General features: G+C 67.7%; 19 protein-coding genes. All 19 read right to left on the bottom strand.

All coding sequences use genetic code 11. From position 1 onward, the window contains the following. Positions 1-4: 4 nt before the first annotated feature. On the bottom strand, positions 5-898 hold the full coding sequence (prmC, locus tag FJX73_04030; GenBank protein ID MBM3469944.1) for a peptide chain release factor N(5)-glutamine methyltransferase: 894 nt from the start codon (positions 896-898) through the stop codon (positions 5-7). Beyond that, the gene (gene prfA, locus FJX73_04035) at positions 895-1,962 is read right to left on the bottom strand and encodes a peptide chain release factor 1 (protein MBM3469945.1); all 1,068 of its coding nucleotides are present in this window, start codon (positions 1,960-1,962) and stop codon (positions 895-897) included. Before prfA ends, prmC begins: the two co-directional genes overlap by 4 nt. Before the next feature lie 65 nt (positions 1,963-2,027). Then, positions 2,028-2,618: a thymidine kinase gene (locus FJX73_04040; protein ID MBM3469946.1), complete on the bottom strand. Its 591-nt coding sequence runs from the start codon at positions 2,616-2,618 to the stop codon at positions 2,028-2,030. Next, the gene (locus FJX73_04045) at positions 2,615-3,652 is read right to left on the bottom strand and encodes a hypothetical protein (GenBank protein ID MBM3469947.1); all 1,038 of its coding nucleotides are present in this window, start codon (positions 3,650-3,652) and stop codon (positions 2,615-2,617) included. The genes FJX73_04040 and FJX73_04045 overlap by 4 nt, the downstream gene beginning before the upstream one ends. Before the next feature lie 104 nt (positions 3,653-3,756). After that, positions 3,757-3,963 carry a 50S ribosomal protein L31 gene (gene rpmE, locus FJX73_04050; GenBank protein ID MBM3469948.1) on the bottom strand — a complete coding sequence of 69 codons (207 nt, stop codon included), beginning with the start codon at positions 3,961-3,963 and terminating at the stop codon, positions 3,757-3,759. Between the two features lie 99 nt (positions 3,964-4,062). After that, positions 4,063-5,100, bottom strand: coding sequence for a LysM peptidoglycan-binding domain-containing protein (locus FJX73_04055; GenBank protein ID MBM3469949.1), 1,038 nt, complete (start codon positions 5,098-5,100; stop codon positions 4,063-4,065). A gap of 61 nt (positions 5,101-5,161) precedes the next feature. After that, positions 5,162-6,424 (bottom strand): transcription termination factor Rho, encoded by a 1,263-nt coding sequence (locus FJX73_04060; GenBank protein MBM3469950.1) that lies wholly within the window; start codon positions 6,422-6,424, stop codon positions 5,162-5,164. Positions 6,425-6,467: 43 nt separating this feature from the next. After that, the gene (fsa, locus tag FJX73_04065; GenBank protein MBM3469951.1) at positions 6,468-7,142 is read right to left on the bottom strand and encodes a fructose-6-phosphate aldolase; all 675 of its coding nucleotides are present in this window, start codon (positions 7,140-7,142) and stop codon (positions 6,468-6,470) included. A gap of 5 nt (positions 7,143-7,147) precedes the next feature. Beyond that, the gene (locus FJX73_04070) at positions 7,148-8,644 is read right to left on the bottom strand and encodes a hypothetical protein (GenBank protein MBM3469952.1); all 1,497 of its coding nucleotides are present in this window, start codon (positions 8,642-8,644) and stop codon (positions 7,148-7,150) included. A 252-nt stretch (positions 8,645-8,896) separates the two neighbouring features. Beyond that, positions 8,897-10,714 (bottom strand): arginine--tRNA ligase, encoded by a 1,818-nt coding sequence (locus FJX73_04075; GenBank protein ID MBM3469953.1) that lies wholly within the window; start codon positions 10,712-10,714, stop codon positions 8,897-8,899. Then, the gene (locus tag FJX73_04080; GenBank protein ID MBM3469954.1) at positions 10,587-11,798 is read right to left on the bottom strand and encodes an anhydro-N-acetylmuramic acid kinase; all 1,212 of its coding nucleotides are present in this window, start codon (positions 11,796-11,798) and stop codon (positions 10,587-10,589) included. Before FJX73_04080 ends, FJX73_04075 begins: the two co-directional genes overlap by 128 nt. Then, a complete protein-coding gene (gene murQ, locus FJX73_04085; protein MBM3469955.1) occupies positions 11,791-12,750 on the bottom strand; it encodes an N-acetylmuramic acid 6-phosphate etherase in 960 nt (319 codons plus the stop codon). Before murQ ends, FJX73_04080 begins: the two co-directional genes overlap by 8 nt. Further along, positions 12,737-13,699, bottom strand: coding sequence for a hypothetical protein (locus FJX73_04090; protein MBM3469956.1), 963 nt, complete (start codon positions 13,697-13,699; stop codon positions 12,737-12,739). Before FJX73_04090 ends, murQ begins: the two co-directional genes overlap by 14 nt. 17 nt (positions 13,700-13,716) lie before the next feature. Beyond that, on the bottom strand, positions 13,717-14,877 hold the full coding sequence (locus tag FJX73_04095; protein MBM3469957.1) for a beta-lactamase family protein: 1,161 nt from the start codon (positions 14,875-14,877) through the stop codon (positions 13,717-13,719). Then, complete coding sequence (locus FJX73_04100) at positions 14,874-15,746, bottom strand: ABC transporter permease (GenBank protein ID MBM3469958.1); 873 nt, start codon at positions 15,744-15,746, stop codon at positions 14,874-14,876. Before FJX73_04100 ends, FJX73_04095 begins: the two co-directional genes overlap by 4 nt. Beyond that, positions 15,739-16,686, bottom strand: coding sequence for an ABC transporter permease (locus FJX73_04105; GenBank protein MBM3469959.1), 948 nt, complete (start codon positions 16,684-16,686; stop codon positions 15,739-15,741). The genes FJX73_04100 and FJX73_04105 overlap by 8 nt, the downstream gene beginning before the upstream one ends. A 134-nt stretch (positions 16,687-16,820) precedes the next feature. After that, positions 16,821-18,335, bottom strand: coding sequence for an ABC transporter substrate-binding protein (locus tag FJX73_04110; GenBank protein ID MBM3469960.1), 1,515 nt, complete (start codon positions 18,333-18,335; stop codon positions 16,821-16,823). Then, entirely contained in the window at positions 18,332-18,907 is a 576-nt protein-coding gene (locus tag FJX73_04115; protein ID MBM3469961.1) for a GNAT family N-acetyltransferase, read from the bottom strand. Before FJX73_04115 ends, FJX73_04110 begins: the two co-directional genes overlap by 4 nt. Then, positions 18,907-19,842, bottom strand: coding sequence for a MurR/RpiR family transcriptional regulator (locus FJX73_04120; GenBank protein MBM3469962.1), 936 nt, complete (start codon positions 19,840-19,842; stop codon positions 18,907-18,909). The genes FJX73_04115 and FJX73_04120 overlap by 1 nt, the downstream gene beginning before the upstream one ends. Between the last annotated feature and the right edge of the window lie 11 nt (positions 19,843-19,853).

Genomic DNA, 19,853 nt, shown 5'->3' on the forward strand with positions numbered 1-19,853 from the left:
CGGATCACCTCCCGCAATCAATGCCTACACAACGAGCACCCGCGGGCCAGCGGGCGGCGACCACGCGTTCCCATCCCAGCCCGTCGCGCCGCACCTGCACGGCTTCGTAGCCGGCCCTCTGTTCCAGAAGTTCGACCACCCGCGGCGCCTGGCCTGCTGCCACCTCCATCACCAGCCAGCCGCCAGGACGCAGCGCCCCAGGTGCCTCGTCCACCAGGCGAGCGTGGACGCTCTCGCCCTGCCCTGGCGCCACAACCGCCAGCGCCGGCTCGAACTCCCGGATCTCGCGCGGCAGGCCGGCGGCGGCCTCCGGGGCAATGTACGGCGGATTGCACGCCACGGCGTCGAGCCGCCATCCCCCACCGATCACCGGTTCCAGCAGGTCGCCGGCGAGGAAGGTGATGCGCTCAGCGACCCGGTGGCGCGCGGCGTTGGCGCGGGCTACCTCCAGGGCGCCGTGCGAGAGATCGGTGGCCACCACCGGCGCATCGGGCCGCAGGACGGCCACGCTCACCGCTATCGCGCCGCTGCCCGTGCCGATGTCGGCAACAACCGGAGAGGTGGCGCCGCGCAGCAGTTCCAGCACGGTTTCTACCAGTACCTCGGTCTCGGGGCGCGGGATCAACACCCGCTCGTCCACCAGGAAGTCGAGTCCCATGAACTCGCGGTGACCGACGATGTAGGCCAGCGGCCGCCCGCGGGCACGCTCGCCGATGTAGCCCAGGTACCGGTCCCGGGCCCTGTCGGGGACCGGTTGGTTCCTTGCGATGTGGAACTGGGTGCGGGTCAGGTCGAGCGCGTGGCGGAGCAGCAACTCTGCCGTGACCGCGGCTTCCTCGATCCCCAGCGCCGCCAGGTGATCCCTGCCCGCCTGCCAGGCCTCGGCGACCGTTCTCAATCCACGGCCGTCAGGCGCTCTGTCTCCTCGGCCGCGGTCAGCGCGTCAACGACCTCGTCCATGTCGCCGTCGAGGATCGCGTCGAGGCGGTGAAGGCTGAGCCCGATGCGATGGTCGGTCATGCGGTTCTGGGGAAAGTTGTAGGTCCGGACCTTCTCGCTGCGCACCCCGGTTCCCACCTGCAACCGGCGTTCCTGGGCGATCGCCTCGGCCTGCTCCTGCTCGGCCCGCTCCAGAAGGTGCGCCCGCAGGATGCGCATCGCCTTCTCCCGGTTCTGAAACTGGGATCGCTCGTCCTGGCAGGCCACAACGATCCCCGTGGGGATGTGCCGGATCCGCACCGCGGTCTCGACCTTGTTTACGTTCTGGCCGCCGGCCCCACCCGCCCGGTAGGTCCCCACGTCAATCTCGTCGGGCCGGATGGTGACCTCCACCTCTTCGGCTTCGGGCAGCACCGCAACCGTGACGGTGGACGTGTGGATGCGTCCCGAGGCCTCGGTCACCGGCACGCGCTGCACGCGGTGCACGCCGCTCTCGTACTTCAGCCGGCTGTACGCCCCGCGGCCGGTTATCGCGAAGATCACCTCTTTGAACCCGCCGATGCCGGTTGCATTCGCTGAGAGAACCTCCGATTTCCACCGGCGCAACTCCGCGTAGCGCGAGTACATCCTAAGGAGATCTCCGGCGAACAGGGCGGCCTCATCGCCGCCGGTCCCCGCGCGGATCTCAACGATGACGTTGCGGTCGTCGCGCGGATCACGGGGCAGCAGGAGTACCCTCAACTCTTCCTCGAGATCGTCGAGCACCTCGCGCAGTTGGGCGGCCTCGCTCTTTGCCAGATCGCGGAGTTCGGGGTCGGCCTCCTCGCGCACCATCACCTCGGCCTCTTCGGCGTCGCGGCAGGCCGCGCGATAAGCGCGGAAGCGCGACACGGTCAGATCGAGCCCCGAGAACTCGCGGGCGATCTGCTGATAGCGGGCCCGGTCGGAGTGAACCGCCGGGTCGGCCATGGCCGCGGACAGCGCCTCGAACCTGGCCTCCGCTGCTTCCAGGCGGGCCTGCATGCGTGAATCCATACGTGTCATGGCTCTCCGATTATATCATCGGTCCGGCGGGATGGCCGAAATGGTCAGACAGCCGGTCCACCCGGGCGGCCTGGGACCTGATGGCACCTGCGGCAGCGTGCTTCATAGGCCTCTCGCGCGCCCACCAGGATTACCGGATCGTTGTAGTGCGCCGCGCGGCCTTCCACCAACCGCTGGGTGCGGCTCGCAGGGGCCCCGCACGTCATGCAGATCGCCTGCAGCTTGGTGACTTCCTCGGCCACCGCCAGCAGGTGGGGGATCGGTCCGAAAGGCACGCCCCGGAAGTCGGTGTCGAGGCCGGTCAGGAGAACGCGGATCCCCCTGCCGGCAAGCGTCTCGGCCACCTCCGCGATCCCGTTGTCGAGGAACTGCACCTCGTCCACGGCCACGACCTCGGTGCCCGGATCCACCAGATCCAGGATCTCGGCGCTCCGGGTCACTGGTATCGCCTCGATGCGCACGCCGTTGTGCGAGGTGATCGCGCCTGCGGCGTAGCGGTCGTCGAGCGCGTGCTTGAAGACGGCCACTCGCTGCCGGGCGATCTGAGCGCGGCGCACGCGGCGGATTAGCTCCTCTGTCTTGCCACTGAACATGCTCCCGCAGATGATCTCGATACCCCCGGTAGCGCGATTCATCGTCGCCTCCTGGTTCCTGCGCGCCTGTACCCCCGGCCTCGCCAGGCGTGGCGGATGGTCGGCCCCGCCAGCAGGAGCACGGCCAGAACGATCGGTCCCAGGCCCAGTGCCCACAGCGCCGCCGTGACTGCCAGCCGCGTCCGGGAGACCTGCCGCTGGACCTGCTCGCCGGCCTTCCGGCCTGCCTCCACAGCCCGAGAAGCGCCCACGATGTCCAGCCGGCGCAGGGCCCCGGTTGCGCGTAGGGCCTCGACATAGGCCGTCGCGCCGCCGGGTCTGGACACCAGCCGCCCTGGGGTCTGGGCAAGGGTATAGGCGCATGCATATTCTACCCCGCGCCTGTAGGTGCGGAAGTCCACGTCCGAGAGGCGCGGGGGCGCGGTCTGCGCGAGCCGCGTGCGCCAGCGCCAGTCGGCCTCGGCCATTGAAATGCCAAAGTGCCGCTGGAAGAGCGAGGGGAAGTCGTACCACCGCACTCCGCCCTCCAGCGCAAACGCCGCCACATGCCGCAGGCCGTGCTCCTCGGCCAGGTAGGCGAGAAACGATACGCTCTGGGCGTAGGCGCTGGGCAGGGCCCGGCTGAAGTCGAGCTGGTGCACGATCTCCGCAATCGGCGGCAGGCCATCCCTCTCGAGGAACAGCCTGGCATGAGCGTGGCTGTCAACCCCGATCAGCCTGTCGGCGATGAGATCCCCCATCCCCCAGGATAGGAGCGGCACTGATCGTCCCACTGCCTGGCGGACGACAATCCGCGCCACCTGGTAAGGGGAGACCAGAACATCGCCTCCCTCCACGACGGTCCCCCACCCGTGGACCGTGCCGTCCCGAAGGATCGCAAACTGCCACCAGTCCTTCTGGAACCGATCAGGCGATGGGAACAGCGGGTAGGTGAGCAGGCCGTCGGGCGCAAGGCCGCTGTCGCGCTCAATCCGCAGCAGGAGGTTGTCTAGGAGGACCGCAACCCGGCCTGCCATGGCTTCTTCTCGCGTTCCGGGCAGAGTGTAGACCGCGGACCGCGCGCCGGCGGTGGCCACCCAGGGGGGAACCTGGGGCGCGGTGGCACCGGAAGGCGGGCTCCACGCCAGGACGGATCCCGCGGAGAGAGCCACCAGTGCCAGGGTCAGCGAGCGCGTGGGGTCTACTGGACCTTCAGGCCGTACTTGCGGGCGAACTTCTGGACCCTGCCCTCGGCATCAACGAACCTGCGTTGGCCGGTGTAGAAGGGGTGGCACTTCGAGCAGATCTCGACGCGGATCGCCTTCTTGGTGGATCCGGTCAAGAACGTTTCGCCGCAGGCGCAGGTAACGCGCGCCTCATGGTAGTTGGGGTGGATACCCTGCTTCATGTCCTTCTCCTCGTTGCCGTTCACCCTGGGTGGGAACACGCGGCATTATACCAGACCGGACCGCCAGCGTCGAGGCCAGTTCATGCGCGCGAGAATGGATCAGCGAAGGTAGCTGAGAGGATTGACGGCGCGGCCGTTGACGCGAACCTCGAAGTGCAGGTGCGACCCTGTACAACGGCCGGTGCAGCCAACACGGGCGATCAACTGGCCCTTCTTGACGGGCTGCCCGGGCTGGACATGAAGCTTCGATGCGTGGCCGTACACGGTCACGACCCCGCCGCCGTGGGCGAGAAACACCACCCTGCCGTAGCCGCCCTTCCACCCGGAGAACTCCACGACGCCGTCGCGCGCCGCGTAGATCGGCGTGCCGCGCGGCGAGGCCAGGTCAATGCCCTCGTGGTGACGGCGGTACCGCCAGCCGAACCGCGAGGTCAGTGTGCCGCGTGCCGGCCATATAAAGGCCCCGCCTGAGCGCAGTACCGAGACGTCTGCCATCACCGGCTCGGACGTACCCGGCCGGGTCCGCGACCGCAGTTCTACCTGGCGGTGCCGGGGCAGTGCCCCTGCCGAAACAACGATCCGCTGGCCCGGCCTGATCCAGTCGGAGTCGCCCAGATCGTTCATGGCCATGAGGTCCTCGACCCGCGCCCCGTACCGCCCTGCGATCTCCCACAGGGTCTCACCGCTCCGCACCACGTGCACCGCGGACCGCTCGGGACGCGCGGGGGTACGGGTTGCGGTCTGGGAGGCAGGAGCCGGCGCGGACGCCGACGGGATCTCAAGGGACTTGCCGAGCGGCAGGATCGCGGTCAGGGCAATGCGGTTGGCCCCGGCCAGAGTCTCGACCGTCACGGCGTACCGCTGTGCGATCGTCCAGAGGGTATCCCCGGCCTGCACCGTGTAGGCGAGGGGCGCCGGATCAGGCCCGGATGTCTTCACGGCCGCCTGCGCCGCGACGATCTGCCGAACGGCACGCGACGATGGCCGCGCGGCCGTGATCTGCCGGAGGCCTTCTTCCGCGGAAGCCGGAACCACAACGGCCTGGGCGCTGGAGCGATGGGTGTCCGTAACCCCGATCGCGGGAGCAACCGCCACGAAGATCCCGAGGAGCACGATTACTGTGGCGGGTGTAGGCAAACTTCCCTCCGAGGTTTGACTGGGCAGTGTTACTGGTTCGACGCCGGGCGACCGGTTCCTGCTACGGCCCGTTGTCTTCTGAACTCTTGACTATGGACCTGAGGAAGCCCGCGTTGTTCGAGGTCTTGCGCAGCCGGTCAAGGATGAGTTCGGTCACCGCCACGGTATCGAGCTGCTCCAGGCTCTTGCGCAGCACCCAGACCTTGCGCAGCTCCTCGTCGGTCAGCAGGAGCTCCTCGCGCCGCGTACCCGACATCTTGATGTCTATCGCCGGGAAGGTGCGCCGCTCCTGGAGCTTCCGGTTGAGGTGCAGCTCCATGTTGCCCGTGCCCTTGAACTCCTCGTAGATCACATCGTCCATCCGGCTGCCGGTGTCCACCAGGGCGGTTGCGATGATGGTCAGGCTGCCGCCTTCCTCGATCTTGCGAGCGGCGCCGAAGAACCGTTTGGGCCGGTGCAGGGCCGCGGGGTCGAGTCCGCCCGAAAGCGTGCGGCCCGACGGCGGAATGACCAGGTTGTTCGCGCGGGAGAACCGGGTCAGGCTGTCGAGCAGGATCACGACGTCCCGGCCTCCTTCCACGATCCGCTTGGCGCGCTCCAGGACCAGGTCGGCCACCTGGATGTGCTCCTCGGGCGCCCGGTCGAAGGTGCTGGCCACGACCTCGGCCTCCACGGAGCGCCGCATGTCGGTGACCTCTTCGGGGCGCTCGTCGAGCAGCAGCACCATGAGGTAGATCTCGCTGTGGTTCGCCACGATGGACTGCCCGATCTTCTTGAGCAGGGTGGTCTTCCCGGCCTTGGGCGGCGAGACGATCATGCCGCGCTGCCCCTTGCCGATGGGCGAGAACAGGTCCACCACCCGCACCGTCAGGTCGGACTCGAGCAACTCCAGCCGTATCCGCTCCAGCGGGAAGACCGGCGTCAGTTGCTCGAACGACGGACGCGAGCGCGCCTGCTCAGGGTCGAGGCCGTTCACCGCCTCCACGCGCAGGAGCGCGAAGTACTTCTCGTTGTCCTTCGGCGGCCGGACCTGACCCAGGACCTCGTCGCCCACGCGCAGCCCAAACCGCTTGATCTGCGAGGGTGACACGTAGATGTCCTCGCCCCCGGGCAGGTAGCCGCTGGTCCGCAGAAAGCCGTAGCCCTCCGGCATGATCTCCAGGATCCCGGCGCGAATCAGCAGGCCCGCATCTTCGGTCTGCTTCTGAAGCACGCGCATTATCAGCTCCTGCTTCCGGTAGCGCCGGTAGTTGGCTATGTTGAGATCGCGGGCCATATCCTGAAGGTCCGCGAGGGTCTTGGCTTCGAGTTCGGCTATCGGCACGGCTAGATCACCTCTCGTATTCGGTCCCCACCGCGGCGAGGGCTCAGCCGCGCGGGGTGCGCCGGGCCTGGAGTTCTACCTGAAGCCGGCGGGCGTCCGCCATGAACTTCTCGAGCCCGATGTCGGTCATCGGGTGGTTGAAGAGCTGCTCCATGACCCTAAACGGCATCGTGGCCACGTGGCAGCCGGCCAGCGCGGACTGGATCACGTGAACCGGGTGCCGGAGACTCGCCGCCAACACCTTCGTCTCGAACCCGTAGTTCCGGTACGCGTCGCAGATGTCGCGCACGAGCTCCATGCCGTCGGCGCCCGCGTCGTCCAGGCGCCCGACGAACGGGCTTACGTAGGTCCCGCCGGCTTTCGCGGCTATAAGCGCCTGGGCCAGTGAGAACACGAGCGTGACGTTGCACCGAATGCCCTTGGCGCGCAGCGCACGCAGTGCCCGAACGCCCTCGGGCGTGATCGGGACCTTCACGACCACATTGGGAGCCCAGGTGGCGAACTCCTCACCCTCCCGAATCATCCCATCGGCGTCGGTTGCCGTCGTCTCGACGCTCACCGGGCCAGGGCAGATCGAACAGATCTCCAGGATCAGGTCCTTGTGCTCGCGGCCTTCCTTGGCAACGTGGGTGGGGTTCGTGGTGACCCCGTCGAGGATGCCCCACGACTGCGCGGCACGGATCTCCTCTATGCTGGCGGTGTCGACGAAGAACTCCATTGCCGCTACCTTCCGGTGGCCTCGATGTACATGACCTCTGCGGCCTCGGTCGGACGCAGCATCTTGAGCGTGTCCCCGGGCCGCAGTTGCATCAGCAGTACCGGTTGATCGTTCCGGTAGATCGCGCTGACTACCGCCACCCGGTGCGATCGAACCTGGCGGTTCGCGTCCTCGACGACCACAACCGGAGGCGGTCCGCCGCGCATCTCGCGCAGCGTCGCGGTCACGAAGTCATAGCGACCGGCTGCCTCCATCAGGACGTTGAGCGCAAAGATCGCCTCGCCGCGGTTGGCGGTCCGTGCCGGCCGGAAGGTGTTGTCGGATAGGGGAAGGACGATCTTGCGGTCAATGGCCACCACCACGCTCCCGCGGATCTCGGTCGGGATATCGCGCGCGTCGGCCACCATCAGCGTGTCGTTGGCGCGGCGCAGTGCCTCCACCTCCAGGCCCATGGCGCGCACGACGAACGCCGCCAGTTCGGCCCTGGTCACCGGCTGGCGCGGCCTGAACGTGTTGTCGGGGTACGCGGAGATGAGCCCGCGCTGAAACGCGATCAGGACCGTCGTGGGGTTCTCCTTGGTCGTGTGCACCGCGACCAGCTCGTAGCGGCCCGGCCGGACCGGCTGTGAGTTTTGGTCGAGCTGGAGCCAGAAGGTTTCGAACTTCATAGACTGATTGGCGGCCAGGGACACTGGCCGTTCCACCGGGACGAACGGCCGGTTCAGCGACCAGCGCGCCACCTCGTTCCCGTCCGCGTCGCGGATCACGAAGTCGTGGAACTGCGAGGTCGTGTACTCAAACGCGACGTCCTGCAGCAGGAACACCTTGAGTCCTGGCTTGACCTGGACCGTGCCCTCGTCGTAGAGCTCAACGGTCGAGCCGTCCGCGCGCGCCTCCAGTACCCGGAACCTCGCCACCTTTCCCCGCGTCACTCCGGCCGCGGTGCGGGTCTCGGTGTACAGCTCGCCCTCCATACCCGCCTTCAGCTCATCGCGGTCACTCATCTTGATGCGCGTGCGGCCGCGGTCCGGGGACAGGAACTCGGTCTCACGGCCCGCACCATCGTTGGCGATCGTGAAGGTGAGCGTTATCTTCTCGTCTGGACCGTACGTGGTCTTGTTTGTGACCAGGGCATACCGGACAGTACCCTTCCTTACCTCGGTCTTCGTGGCCGAGACCGTGCCCATGATCGAGGCCGCGGCCACGGCCATCCGGTCGGCGGCTGGAATCTGGTCCACGTCGCGGAAGTCGGGCGGACGCACACCGCCCGTTGGGATGCCGAGCGCGCGGGCCAGGAACAGCGCCATGTCCAGCCGGGTGAGGGGCTCGTCAGGGGCCAGCCGGCCGTCGGGCAGGCGAATAGCCAGTCCCTTCGCGGCCATCCGCTCCGCGGCCCGCCGCGATGGGTGCGTGCTCATGTCCGTGAAGATCTGTGCAGTAGCCGGGCCTGCGGCCAGGGCAATCAAGACGAAAACCGCGGCCACGCGTGTGCGAATCGTCATCACAGGTGCGCCTCCCTCGGGGTCACCGATGGCGTGCAGGTCTATCAGGACTGTTCACTGCGCGATTTGTGGTTCGAACATCGTCTGGGACACAACCCCGGAAGTTTCGTTTGGACCGGAGATTGAGAGCGGCAAGCGGCGACCGCGCACCTGCCACCGGTAGGTCTTTAGATATTCGTAACACACAGGCCGATGCCATTGCAATAGCAATCCCGGCCGAATTGAACCGGCGCCGATCAGGCAGGCCTCCGATCACATGCTGTCGGGAGCTGAAACCCCCAGCAGCCCCAGAGTGCGCCGCAGCACGATCCGGGTTGCCTCGACCAGGGCCAGCCGGGCGGCGGTCAGATCTGGATCATCGGTGAGGACGCGGCAGTGTGTGTAGAAGAGATGGAAGGCCTCTGCGACCTCGCGGGCGTAGGAGCAGAGACGGTGGGGCTCGCGCCGAGTGCCCGCCAGCCGGATGACCTCGGGGAGTTCGCCCAGGGCGTGGATCAGGGCGGCCTCGCGTTCGTCGGCCAGGCGCTCCAGCGAGAGGTCCAGGGATGAGCAGGCGCCCATGCCCTTTGCCTTCCCGGCCGCCTCGCGCAGGATGCCGGCGATGCGCGCATGGGCGTACTGCACATAGTACACGGGGTTGTCCTGCGAGTGCTGCAGCGCAAGCGCGACGTCGAAGTCCATGGGAACCGCGGGCGAGGCCATCGCGAAGAAGTACCGGGCAGCGTCCACACCCACCGCGTCAATCAGTTCCCGCAGGGTCACGAACTCGCCGCTGCTCTTGGACATGCGCAGGGACTCACCCGCGTTCTTCAACCGCACGTGCTGGTAGATCAGGATCTCCAGGGCCTCGGGCGAGACGCCCAGGGCGGCCAGCCCGCCCTTGACGCGGGCCACGTCGCCGATGTGGTCAATGGCCCAGACGTTTATCATCAGGTCGAAGCCGCGCGCCAGCTTGTCGAGATGGTAGGCAATGTCGCTGCCGAAGTAGGTCCACTCGCCCGTGGGTTTCACGATCACCCGGTCCTTGTCGTCGCCAAAACTGGTCGAGCGAAACCAGGTCTTGCCATCGGCATCGTAGATGTAGCCGCGAGCCCGAAGCTCGGCGAGCGCCCGGTCCACGGCCCCTGAGCGGATCAGCCCGCGCTCGCTGAACCATGTATCAAACCTCACACCAAAGCGCTCGAGCACCTCTCTGATCTCCGCGACGACCGCAGTCACGCTCACGTCCCGGATGTGGTCGAGGCGCTCGTCCTGGGAGGCCCGCAGCCATCTGTCACCGTCGTCCGCGACGATCCGGCCTGCCAGGTCCTTGACGTACTCGCCAGGATAGCCCTCCTCGGGGAACGGCGTGGTCTGCCCGAGCATGTTCAGATAGCGGGCCTCAACCGAGCGCGCCAGGTTGTGTACCTTCTGGCCGGCATCGTTCATGTAGTACTCGCGCGAGATCGAGAATCCGAGAGCCCCCAACAGGCTGGCCAGCACGTCGCCTATGACCGCGTTGCGGCCGGCGCCGACGTGGAGCGGGCCCGTGGGGTTGGCGCTGACGAACTCAACGTTCACGCGCCGACCCGCGCCGATAGTCTGCAGGCCGTAGCCGTCCCCGAGCCGGCAGATCGTCGCAACCATGTCGCGCTTCCAGGGCCAGGCAACGGTCAGGTTGACAAACCCGGGGCCGGCGACATCGAGGCGCTCGATGCGATCAGGTGGAGGCGCATACGCCTCTATCAGGCGTTGTGCGATCTCGCGCGGCACTCCGCCGGACTGCTTGGCAAGCAGCAAAGCGGCGTTGGTCGCATAGTCGCCGTGCCGGCGATCCCTGGGGACCTCCACGTCGAACGACGGCACATCACCCGAGGGAATCGCGCCGGATTCCATGGCCCTGGTGATGGCGTCCCGGATCTCCTGTCTCAGGGCATCGCGAAACATCGCCTTACTATACCACCTATCCCGTGCGGGATACCGGCGCGCAGGGCGCAGACGCCAGGGGCGCCGGCGTGAACTTGCCCAGCACGCGCGGCCCGGCCGCCCCGGTCGCGGCCGGCACGTTCGTGGCCAGCCCGGCCACAGCATCCGAGGCCAGCAGCGCGAACGCCATCGCCTCCTTCAGTTTGCCGTCTATCCCGAACTCCTCGCAACGGTAGACCGGAAGGCCCAGGCCGGAGGCGATGCGGCCGCGCAGGAAGTCGTTGTAGGATCCGCCGCCTCCCAGCACCACCTCGTCCAACCCGGATCGGGGAATCAGGAACTCGCGGTAGGCCCACACGATCGAATCCGCTGTAAGCGCCGAGACCGTTGCCACGGTATCCTCTGGGCCGAGCCCGCGGCGGAGCGCCTGCTCAACGAGTTCGGCGGCAAACGGCTTGCCGTAGACCTCCCGCCCCGTGGTCTTGGGAGGTGAGAGCCGGAGGAAAGGATCGCCCAACAGCTCGTCCAGCCAGCCCTCGTGCACCCTTCCCCGGGAGGCCATAGCGCCCCCGTGGTCGTATGCCTGGGCACCGCCGGTGATGAGCTGCACCAAGCCGTCAATCAGCATGTTGCCGGGGCCGGTGTCGAACGCCAGGGCGTCGCCTGGACCGCATCCGGCCGGCAGATAGGTGACGTTGCCGATACCTCCAATGTTCTGCACCGCACGCGTGCGCGCGGGATGCCGGAACACGACCAGGTCGAAGTACGGCACCAGCGGCGCGCCGTGCCCGCCGGCGGCGATGTCGGCCACCCGGAAGTCGGCCACAACCGGCAGGCCGGTGCGCTCCGCGATCACCGCCGCTTCCCCCACCTGCAGCGTCGCGCCGTCCGGGGCAGGGATATGCCAGACAGTCTGGCCGTGCGAGCCGATCAGGTCCACCTCTGCCGGACGCAGTCCGGCCTGGGAGATCACCGCCAGTGCAGCGTCCGCGAAGAGAGAGCCCAGCCGGAAGTTGAACCGGCACAGGCGATCCACCGAGGCGGTCGCTGGATTGAACATGGAGAACAGCTCGTCGCGATCCGCGTCGGAGAAGGGCTTCGTCAGGCCGGCGACCAGCCGTAACCGTGCCTCCAACCCGGCGCCGTTGATCTCGACGAGAGCGGCGTCAATCCCGTCGGCCGAGGTGCCGGAGATCAGGCCCACGACGCGCTTCGGATCCCGGCGCGCCAGGTCAGCCGCTTCACGCATCACCTGCCCCCTCTCGGCTCGTCCCCTCGCCTGCGGCCTCGATCGCCTCCCGGACAAACCCGCCCGCGCGATCCAGCAGCCGCTCGGCCTCCCCGCGCTCCACCGCGGCCAACGCCATGACGATCGCCACCTTGGCACTGCCGCCGGCCTGGTCCAGCAGCCGGCCGGCGGCTTCGGAATCCAATCCGGTCGCCTGCGCCACCATGCGCTGCGCGCGGGCGGCCAGCTTGTTGTTGCTGGGGGACATGTCCACCATCAGGTTCGAGTACACCTTGCCCAGCCGCACCATGACCGTGGTGCTGAGCATGTTCAGCACCATCTTCTGAGCCGTTCCGGCCTTCATGCGCGTCGAGCCGGTCAGAACCTCGGGCCCTGTCGCCGGAGCAATAGGGATGTCCGCCAACCGGGCCAGCGGCGAGCCGGGAGCGTTGCACAGGCCGACCACGGTGCAGCCGCGCCTGATGGCCTCTCCGACGGCGCCGAGCACGAATGGCGTCACGCCGCTCGCGGCGATCGCCACAACCGCGTCGTTGGGCCCCGCGTCCAGTCGCGCGAGCTCCGAAGCGCCCGAAGCGCCGTCGTCCTCGGAGGGCCCCGCAGAACCTATCGTGGCCTGCACGCCCCCGGCGATGATGACCGGAACGACCTCCGGCTCGACCCCGAAGGTGGGCGGCCACTCCAGCGCGTCGAGCAGGCCTATCCTCCCGCTGGTGCCTGCGCCGATGTAGACGACGCGTCCCCCAGAACGCAAGGACCGAACCATGGCCTCCACCGCCCTGGAGATGTTGGGGATCTCCGCGGCCACGGCATCAGGGACGGCGCGATCCTCCAGGTTGATGGCGCGCAGTATCTCCTCGGTGGAGAGGCGGTCCAGCTCCATGGTCCTGGGATTGCGCTGCTCCGTCTCCAGTTCCCAGTAGTTCACCTGGGACCGTTGATCAGGCGGTACCATCGCCATCACCTCGTTCGCGCCACGCGGTCTCCACGCCGGCCGCTCGCGCCGCCAGCAACGCGGCGCCGATCTCGGGCGGAAAACGGGCAGGCGTCAGCACGGCCGGGCACGCGCGGGCGTCCAGCGCCTTCATCATCAGCCCGGCCACCGGTCCCTCCTCGCCCAGCACCCCTCCCGTCGCCACCAGCGTGAACCTGTTCTGCATCCAACCCAAGGCACGCGCAACCGCGGCCACCATCGTGGCAAGCCCATCGCCAGCCCGCTCCAGGATGCGCGCTGCCACAGGGTCTCCCGCGGCCGCGGCGTCTATCGCAAGCGGGGCGATCGAAGCGATCTCATCAATGCTCGCGCCGCGCACGGCGGCCTTGAGCGCCGTAAGCGAAGCGATGCCGAATCGTGCCCGGACCGCATCGGCCACGAGAGTGGGGGCCCCGCGACCGTCGTGGGCGCGCATCGCGGCCCGCAGGACTGCGCGGCCGATCGAGTAGCCGCTACCCTCGTCGTCGAGGAGCGGTCCCCACCCGCCGGCACGCGCCCGTCGGCCGTGCTCGTCCACCCCGAACGCTATGGAACCGGTGCCGGATATGATGACCACGCCGGGCGCCAGCGCTGTGCCGCCTGCCAGCGCGGCCGCGGCGTCGTGATCCACGTGCACGATCCGGGCGATGTTCGCCCGGGTGAGCGCGCCGATCAGCTGCTCACGGATTGCCGGGTCGTCTGCGCCGGCCAGCCCGGCTCCCAGCGCATCTATCGGCTCGCCCACGCCGGAGGTGGCCAGTGCCTCGCGCGCCGCGGCCACGACCACGGCCGCGGCCTCCTCGGGCTCCCGATGGTAGGCGCTCGAGGAACGCACCGACGCGGTCGCCAGCACCAACCCGGTCGAGGAGACCACCGCAGCGCGGGTCTTCGATGCGCCGCCATCCACCCCGACCAGCACCGCGTCAGCCATCAGGACCGGCCTCAGGGTCAGCCATCGAGGGCCTCGATCACCGCGTCGTGGAACGCCGGGCGGAAGACCTGAATGTCCTCCCGCTGCGCGGCAGGATGCACCCGGTTGGTCAACAGCACTACCACAAGGTCGCGCGCCGGATCCACCAGCAACGAGGTCCCTGTGAAACCGGTGTGGCAGAACGCCTGCGTCGAAGCGCGCGCGCCGGCAGAGGGCCCTCCCTGCAGGCTCCACCCGAGCCCTCTTCGCCCCGGCCCCGGTTCCCGCGTCTGGTCCCGCGTGGCCTCCGCAACGGTCGCCGCACGCAGGACGCGCGCGCCGTCCAATGCTCCACCGCGCAGCATGGCCGCGCCGAACCGCGCAACTTCCCCGGCGGTGGCGAACAGCCCGGCGTGACCCGCCACCCCGCGCCCCAGGTGCCAGGCGTTGCCGTCGTGCACCTCGCCTCGCAGCAGGTAGGTTCGCCAGGCGAAAGCGCGGCCCAGTCCCTGCTCGCGGGCCTTCGTCCGCTCAAAGTCGTTTCCGACCTCGGTGGCGGCGCAGCGCGTCCGCCATGCCAGCAGCGGTGCGAACCGCATCGTACCAAGTCCCAGTGGCCCGAAGATGTGCGCACGCGCATGGGCGTCGAGGGGCATCCCGGATAGGCGCTCCACCAGATACCCCAGCACGATGAACCCCAGATCGCTGTACTCCATCCGCGACCCGGGCGGCGCCAGGGCGGGCGTGGCGCAGATGCGCTCCACCGCTCCTTCTATGGATCGGCAGGCGCCCGCGCGCTCTACTCCTCCCCCCGAACGACGCGGGAGGTAGAGCATCTCCCAAGCAGGGAGCCCCGAAGTGTGCGCCAGCAGGTGGCGCACCGTAGCCCCTTCCTTCCCTCCCCGGGCGAAGCGAGGCAGGTATGCCGCGACCGGGGCATCGAGATCAACGGCGCCTCGCTCCCAGAGCTGGAGCACGGCGGTCGCCGTGGCCAGCGGCTTGGTCAAACTGGCCAGGTCGAACACCGTCCCCACCAACATCGGGCGTCGCCTGGGCACTACCTGCGCGTCGCCAAACGCCTCGTGCAGCAGCAGGGCGCTCCCTCTCACGACCGCGACAACCGCTCCTGGGAAGACACCGTCCCGCAGCCCCTCTGCCACGAGCGCCCTCACCGCTTCGCGCACGCGCACGGCCGTCATCGCAGCCTCGGGTCGAGCAGATCGCGCAGGCCGTCGCCCAACAGGTTGAACCCGAGCACAACGATCATGATGGCCAGCCCTGGAAAGACGGCGTTCCACGGAGCCAGCTCGAGCAACTGGCGGCCGTCGCTGAGCATGTTGCCCCACGAGGGTGTAGGCGGCCGCGTGCCGAGCCCCAGGAAACTGAGCGCCGACTCCGAGAGGATGGCCAGTGACAGACTCAGCGAGATCTGCACGATCATCGGGGCCATCACATTGGGGATGACGTGCCTCCCAACGATGCGCGCGTTGCCCATCCCCAGCGCCCTGGCGGCGTCAATGAACTCCAGGGAGCGCACGCTTAACGCCGCGGCCCTTGCCACGCGCGCGAACTGGGGCGTGTAGACTATCCCGATGGCGACTACCAGGTTGAACAGGCTGGTGCCCAGCACGGCCATGATCGCGATGGCCAGGAGGATGGCCGGGAACGCGAAGACGATGTCCATGACCCGCATCGAGACCGAGTCCCACCACCCACCGTAATATCCCGCGGCCAGACCGACCGAGGTCCCCATGGCCACGGCCGTCAGCACGGATAGAAAGGCGACCACCAGGGAAACGCGCGAGCCCATCAGCACGCGGCTGAACACGTCGCGGCCGAACTCATCGGTGCCGAAGAGGTAACGGCCGCCCGGCGGAGAGAGCGCGTCCGCGGGGGTCATGACCCGGACATCGTGGGGCACGATTGCCGGTGCCGTCGCCGCGATCCCAACGCTGGCAAAGATGATGACGAAACCGATCGGCGCGACGCGGTTGCGCAGGAACCGGCGCGTCCACCACCGCCAGCCGGTGCCCAGGCGCGGCCCCGCGGCCGCCGGCGCCTTATCCATATCGGATGCGTGGATCGATCCAGGCATAGAGCAGATCCACCACCAGGTTGGTGACAACGAAGAGCAGGGCAATGGTCAGCACAACCCCCTGCACCACCGGATAGTCGCGCTGGAAGATCGCCTGCAGCACAAGGCGGCCCATCCCCGGGAGGGCGAAGATCTCCTCGATCACGACGGTGCCGCCCAGCAGGTAGCCCATCTGGAACCCCACAACCGTAATGACCGGGATCATCGCGTTCGGCAGGGCGTGGCGGAGCATCACGACCGATGCCCGCAGCCCCTTTCCCCGAGCGGTCCGGACGAAGTCCTGCCCCAGTACCTCGAGCAGTGACGAGCGGATGTACCGCATCAGAATGGCCGCGATCGCCACCCCCAGGGAAATGGCCGGCAGGTAGAGACTCTCCAGTGTGCCGAGCGGGTTCTGACTCAATGGGACGTACTGGCCGAGCGAAACGTGCAGGTATCGGGAGAAGACGAGAATCAGCATCGCGCCGAGCCAGAAGTTGGGCATCGAGAGACCCAGCAGCCCGCCGATGCGCGTCAGCACGTCGAACGTAGAGTTGCGCGTAACCGCCGAGAGGATGCCGAGCGGCACCGCAATAGCCAGCGCGATGGCCAGCGCGAACATGGCGAGCTGAAACGAGAGCGGCAGGCGGGCCATGATGTCGGGAAGCACCGGTCGCGACGTCCGCAGCGAAACGCCGAAATCCCCGCGGAGAATCCGCCCCAGGTAGTCAACAAACTGCGCCCAGATCGGCTTGTCCACCCCAAAGAACCGGCGCAGCTCGGCCATCTGCTCGGGCGTCATCTCCACCTGGGTTCCCAGGAAGAGCTGAACGGCATCTCCCGGTATCAGCCGGATCAGCAGGAAGACGACGGCAAGGATGCCGAGAAGTACGGGAATCAGCGCCAGCAGGCGCGTGGCCAGATACCTTTGCATGGTGGATGCTGGTTGGGTCCCGGGGCGGGGAATCTCCCCACCCCGGGATCACCCTCTCACTCTAGCCAGTTACCCGCTAACCTGTGACCCGTCAGCCTGTGACCCGTTAACCTGTGACCTGCGTGCGGCAGTGCCTACCGCTCGATTGTCGCTCGTTCCAGCAGGTAGAGGGCACCGTTGCCTATGATCCTGAAGCCCTTCACGTACCCCTGAAGCACCTGTGTCTCCATGGGCACATAGAGGAACAGGGCCGGGGCGGCCTCTATCAAGGCGCGCTGCAACTCGTCGTAGATCGGCCTGCGAGCGTCTGCCTCGAGGTTCACGCGGCCCCGCTCCAGCAGCCGGTCTATTGCCGAGTCCTTGAACAGGAAGTTGTTGACCCCTCCGGTGCTGTGGAACGTGCGGTACAGGAACCGGTCGGGGTCCGGGTCGCCCCCGCGCAGCTCGATCATCGTGTCGAAGTCGCGGGCAACCCACCGGTTGATGTACGTCCCCCACTCGAGCGTCTCCAGGGTCGCGGTCACGCCGATCGCCCGGAGCTGCTCCTGGATCACCTGCGCCACCGCGATGCCACCCTCGTAGGTCGGAGAGGTGACGATCCGCGTGGCGAACCCGGCCGCGTGGCCGGCCTCGGCCAGCAACTGGCGGGCGCGCGCGATGTTCTGGGTGTAGGACGGGAAGCGCGACGTCGGCAATGCCCACGGCGTGGGTGCCGATACAGGGCCGGAGACCGTCGCGAAACCGAACTCCGCGGTGTTCACGATCGCCTGTCTGTCAATCGCGAACGAGAAGGCGTACCGCACCCTCGGATCGGTGTAGGGCGGCCGGCTGGTGTTGAACGCGAAGATCCTCAGGTTGATGCCAGCCTTCTGCATCACGTTCAGCGCCGCCTCGCGCCGCGCCGCGGCAATCACCGGGCCCTGGTTGATCGTGGCCATGTCCAGCGCGCGCGTCCGAACGCCGGCAAGCAGCGATGCCTGATCAGGTATGACCCGAATGATCAGCGTGTCGAAGTTCGGAAGGCCGCTGCGGAAGTAGTTGGGGTTCTTCACGAGGCGCATGAAGTTGTCGGGCACCCATTCGGCCATCATGAACGGTCCGGTGCCTGCGACGTTGCGCTGCAGGTTGCCGTGCCGCAGGACGGCCGCCTTCTCGACGATCGAGAGGTTGGCCGAAGCCAGGCCGGACAGCAGCGATGCCAGCGGGAAGGTCATCTTGACCCGCACCGTGTAGCGGTCCGGGGTGTCAATCTCCTTGATGACGTCAATGAACGACCGGCCCGGCGACCGCGTCGCAGGATCCAGCACGCGATCGAGGGTGAACTTCACGTCCTCGGCCGTCATCTCGGCGCCGCTGTGGAACTTCACCCCGCGGCGAATCCGGAAGATCGCGGTGCGGGGATCGGGGAACTCCCAAGACTCGGCGAGATCCGGCTCGATCTCAAGCTTGTCGTTGTAGCGGACCAGCTTGTTATACAGGAAGTCAATGCGCCGGAACGAGGAAAACGCGGTCACCAGGTTGGGATCCAGCCCCACGACCTCCTGGTCCACGCCAATCGTGAACGTCACACCGGCCGGGCCTGCGCGCACCGGCATCACCGGCAGCGCCAGAGCCACGACCACGAGCATCAACCACCAGCGTCCCTTCACTGTCGTCCCCTCCTTGGACGTTGCGTTTGTGATCCGCCCTGCCCATTCTCAGCATTCACATCTCTCGCCGAGACCGGCCCCTTCGTCTTGCGATAGAGAAGCTCGGTGACTCCCCGCACCATGTAGTCAGGAATCGCTCCCACGCGCGCGTAGCCCAGCTTCTTGTAGAACGCCTGCGCCCTCGAGTTGAAGGCGGCAACCAGCAGCAAGACGTTGGGCCCCTTCTTGAGTATCCTCTCCTCAGCGTACCGCATCAGGCCACTGCCCACCCCCCGCCCGCGCGCCGTTGGGGCCACGGCCACCCACTGTATGTACCCGCTGTGACGAAACGTGCCGGTGCGGTGAAACCAGATGAAACCAAGGACCCGCCCGCCCTCGGACGCGACGGCCAGGTCCCCAACAGCGCGCGCGGGCGCACCGCCGCGCCTTCTCGATGCCTGTGCCCGCCGCAACACACGCCGGGCTCGCTGCAGGGTGAGGCCGTAGCGCTGCCACAACCGCTCGCCTGCGACGATCTGCGCGCACGCCTCAATGTCGTCCACCCGCATGCGGCGCACCTGGGTGGCGCCCATCAGAACTTCTTCTCCGCGACCGCGTCCCGTGTCGCCCGCAGAGCAGCCAGCGTCTGCTCGTAGCGTTGAAGCGCTACCGACATCGTAACGGCATCCACCACTGCGAGCTGCGCCATGCGGCTGGCGATCGCCGCGCCACGGATGCCTCCCTCGGACGAGGTTGTGTGCAGGCGAATATCCGCAACCTTGTCGATAGGGGACGGTCCGTACCTGGTAATGGCCGCCGTTGTCGCCCCGGCCGCCTGTGCCACTCCCAGCGCGTGCACCGTATCCCGGGTCGAGCCGGAGTCCGAGATACCTACCGCCACGTCGCCGCGGCGGAGCAGCGCGGCTGAAACCGCCTGCATGTGGGGGTCCACAAAAGCCTGGGCGTCAATGCCGATGCGCAGGAACTTCTGCTGCGCATCCATGGCGACGATTCCCGACGCGCCCACGCCGTAGAAGTCCACCCGCCGTGCCGCTGTGATGGCCTCGACCGCGCTCTCAAGCGCCCTGTCGTCCAGCACGTCCAGGGTTTCCTCAAGAGCCCTGATTGAGATCCCGAACACCTTGCGCTTGACGGCGGGGCTGTCATCGTCCGACTCGATCTCCTCGTAGATCTGCCGCGGCGGGAGCACCAGATCGGCCGCCAGTCGGATACGCAGGTCCTGATATCCGCGGCACCCTATGCGCCGGCACAGACGTACGACCGTGGCCTCGCTCACGCGGGCCCGTCCGGCTACGAGGGTGATCGAGGAATCCAGGACCTGACGGGGGTGCCGCAGGATGTAGGTGGCCAACCGGCGTTCCGCATCTGCGAGGCGGGGTTGGAGCTCGCGGAGCCGGGTCAGGCTACCGATGCCGGTATGGCGCACAGGGGGCATCGTTGTGCTCTTCTGGAGGGGCGCGAAGATATCCTTCTCGTGTACGGTGGTACTGACGAAGGGATTCTTCATCGGATTCGCAT

Source organism: Armatimonadota bacterium (genome assembly GCA_016869025.1).
Taxonomy (GTDB): domain Bacteria; phylum Sysuimicrobiota; class Sysuimicrobiia; order Sysuimicrobiales; family Humicultoraceae; genus VGFA01.

Coding starts and splice junctions, on each gene's coding strand:
- fsa (MBM3469951.1), bottom strand. CDS start 7,142: ATGGAGTTCTTCGTCGACACCGCCAGCATAGAGGAGATCCGTGCCGCG.
- FJX73_04075 (MBM3469953.1), bottom strand. CDS start 10,714: ATGCTGTGGCCGGGCTGGCCACGAACGTGCCGGCCGCGACCGGGGCGG.
- FJX73_04115 (MBM3469961.1), bottom strand. CDS start 18,907: ATGGGCGCCACCCAGGTGCGCCGCATGCGGGTGGACGACATTGAGGCG.
- FJX73_04100 (MBM3469958.1), bottom strand. CDS start 15,746: ATGGATAAGGCGCCGGCGGCCGCGGGGCCGCGCCTGGGCACCGGCTGG.
- rpmE (MBM3469948.1), bottom strand. CDS start 3,963: ATGAAGCAGGGTATCCACCCCAACTACCATGAGGCGCGCGTTACCTGC.
- prfA (MBM3469945.1), bottom strand. CDS start 1,962: ATGCAGGCCCGCCTGGAAGCAGCGGAGGCCAGGTTCGAGGCGCTGTCC.
- FJX73_04095 (MBM3469957.1), bottom strand. CDS start 14,877: ATGACGGCCGTGCGCGTGCGCGAAGCGGTGAGGGCGCTCGTGGCAGAG.
- FJX73_04080 (MBM3469954.1), bottom strand. CDS start 11,798: ATGCGTGAAGCGGCTGACCTGGCGCGCCGGGATCCGAAGCGCGTCGTG.
- FJX73_04040 (MBM3469946.1), bottom strand. CDS start 2,618: ATGAATCGCGCTACCGGGGGTATCGAGATCATCTGCGGGAGCATGTTC.
- FJX73_04090 (MBM3469956.1), bottom strand. CDS start 13,699: ATGGCTGACGCGGTGCTGGTCGGGGTGGATGGCGGCGCATCGAAGACC.
- murQ (MBM3469955.1), bottom strand. CDS start 12,750: ATGGTACCGCCTGATCAACGGTCCCAGGTGAACTACTGGGAACTGGAG.
- FJX73_04120 (MBM3469962.1), bottom strand. CDS start 19,842: ATGAAGAATCCCTTCGTCAGTACCACCGTACACGAGAAGGATATCTTC.
- FJX73_04070 (MBM3469952.1), bottom strand. CDS start 8,644: ATGACGATTCGCACACGCGTGGCCGCGGTTTTCGTCTTGATTGCCCTG.
- FJX73_04105 (MBM3469959.1), bottom strand. CDS start 16,686: ATGCAAAGGTATCTGGCCACGCGCCTGCTGGCGCTGATTCCCGTACTT.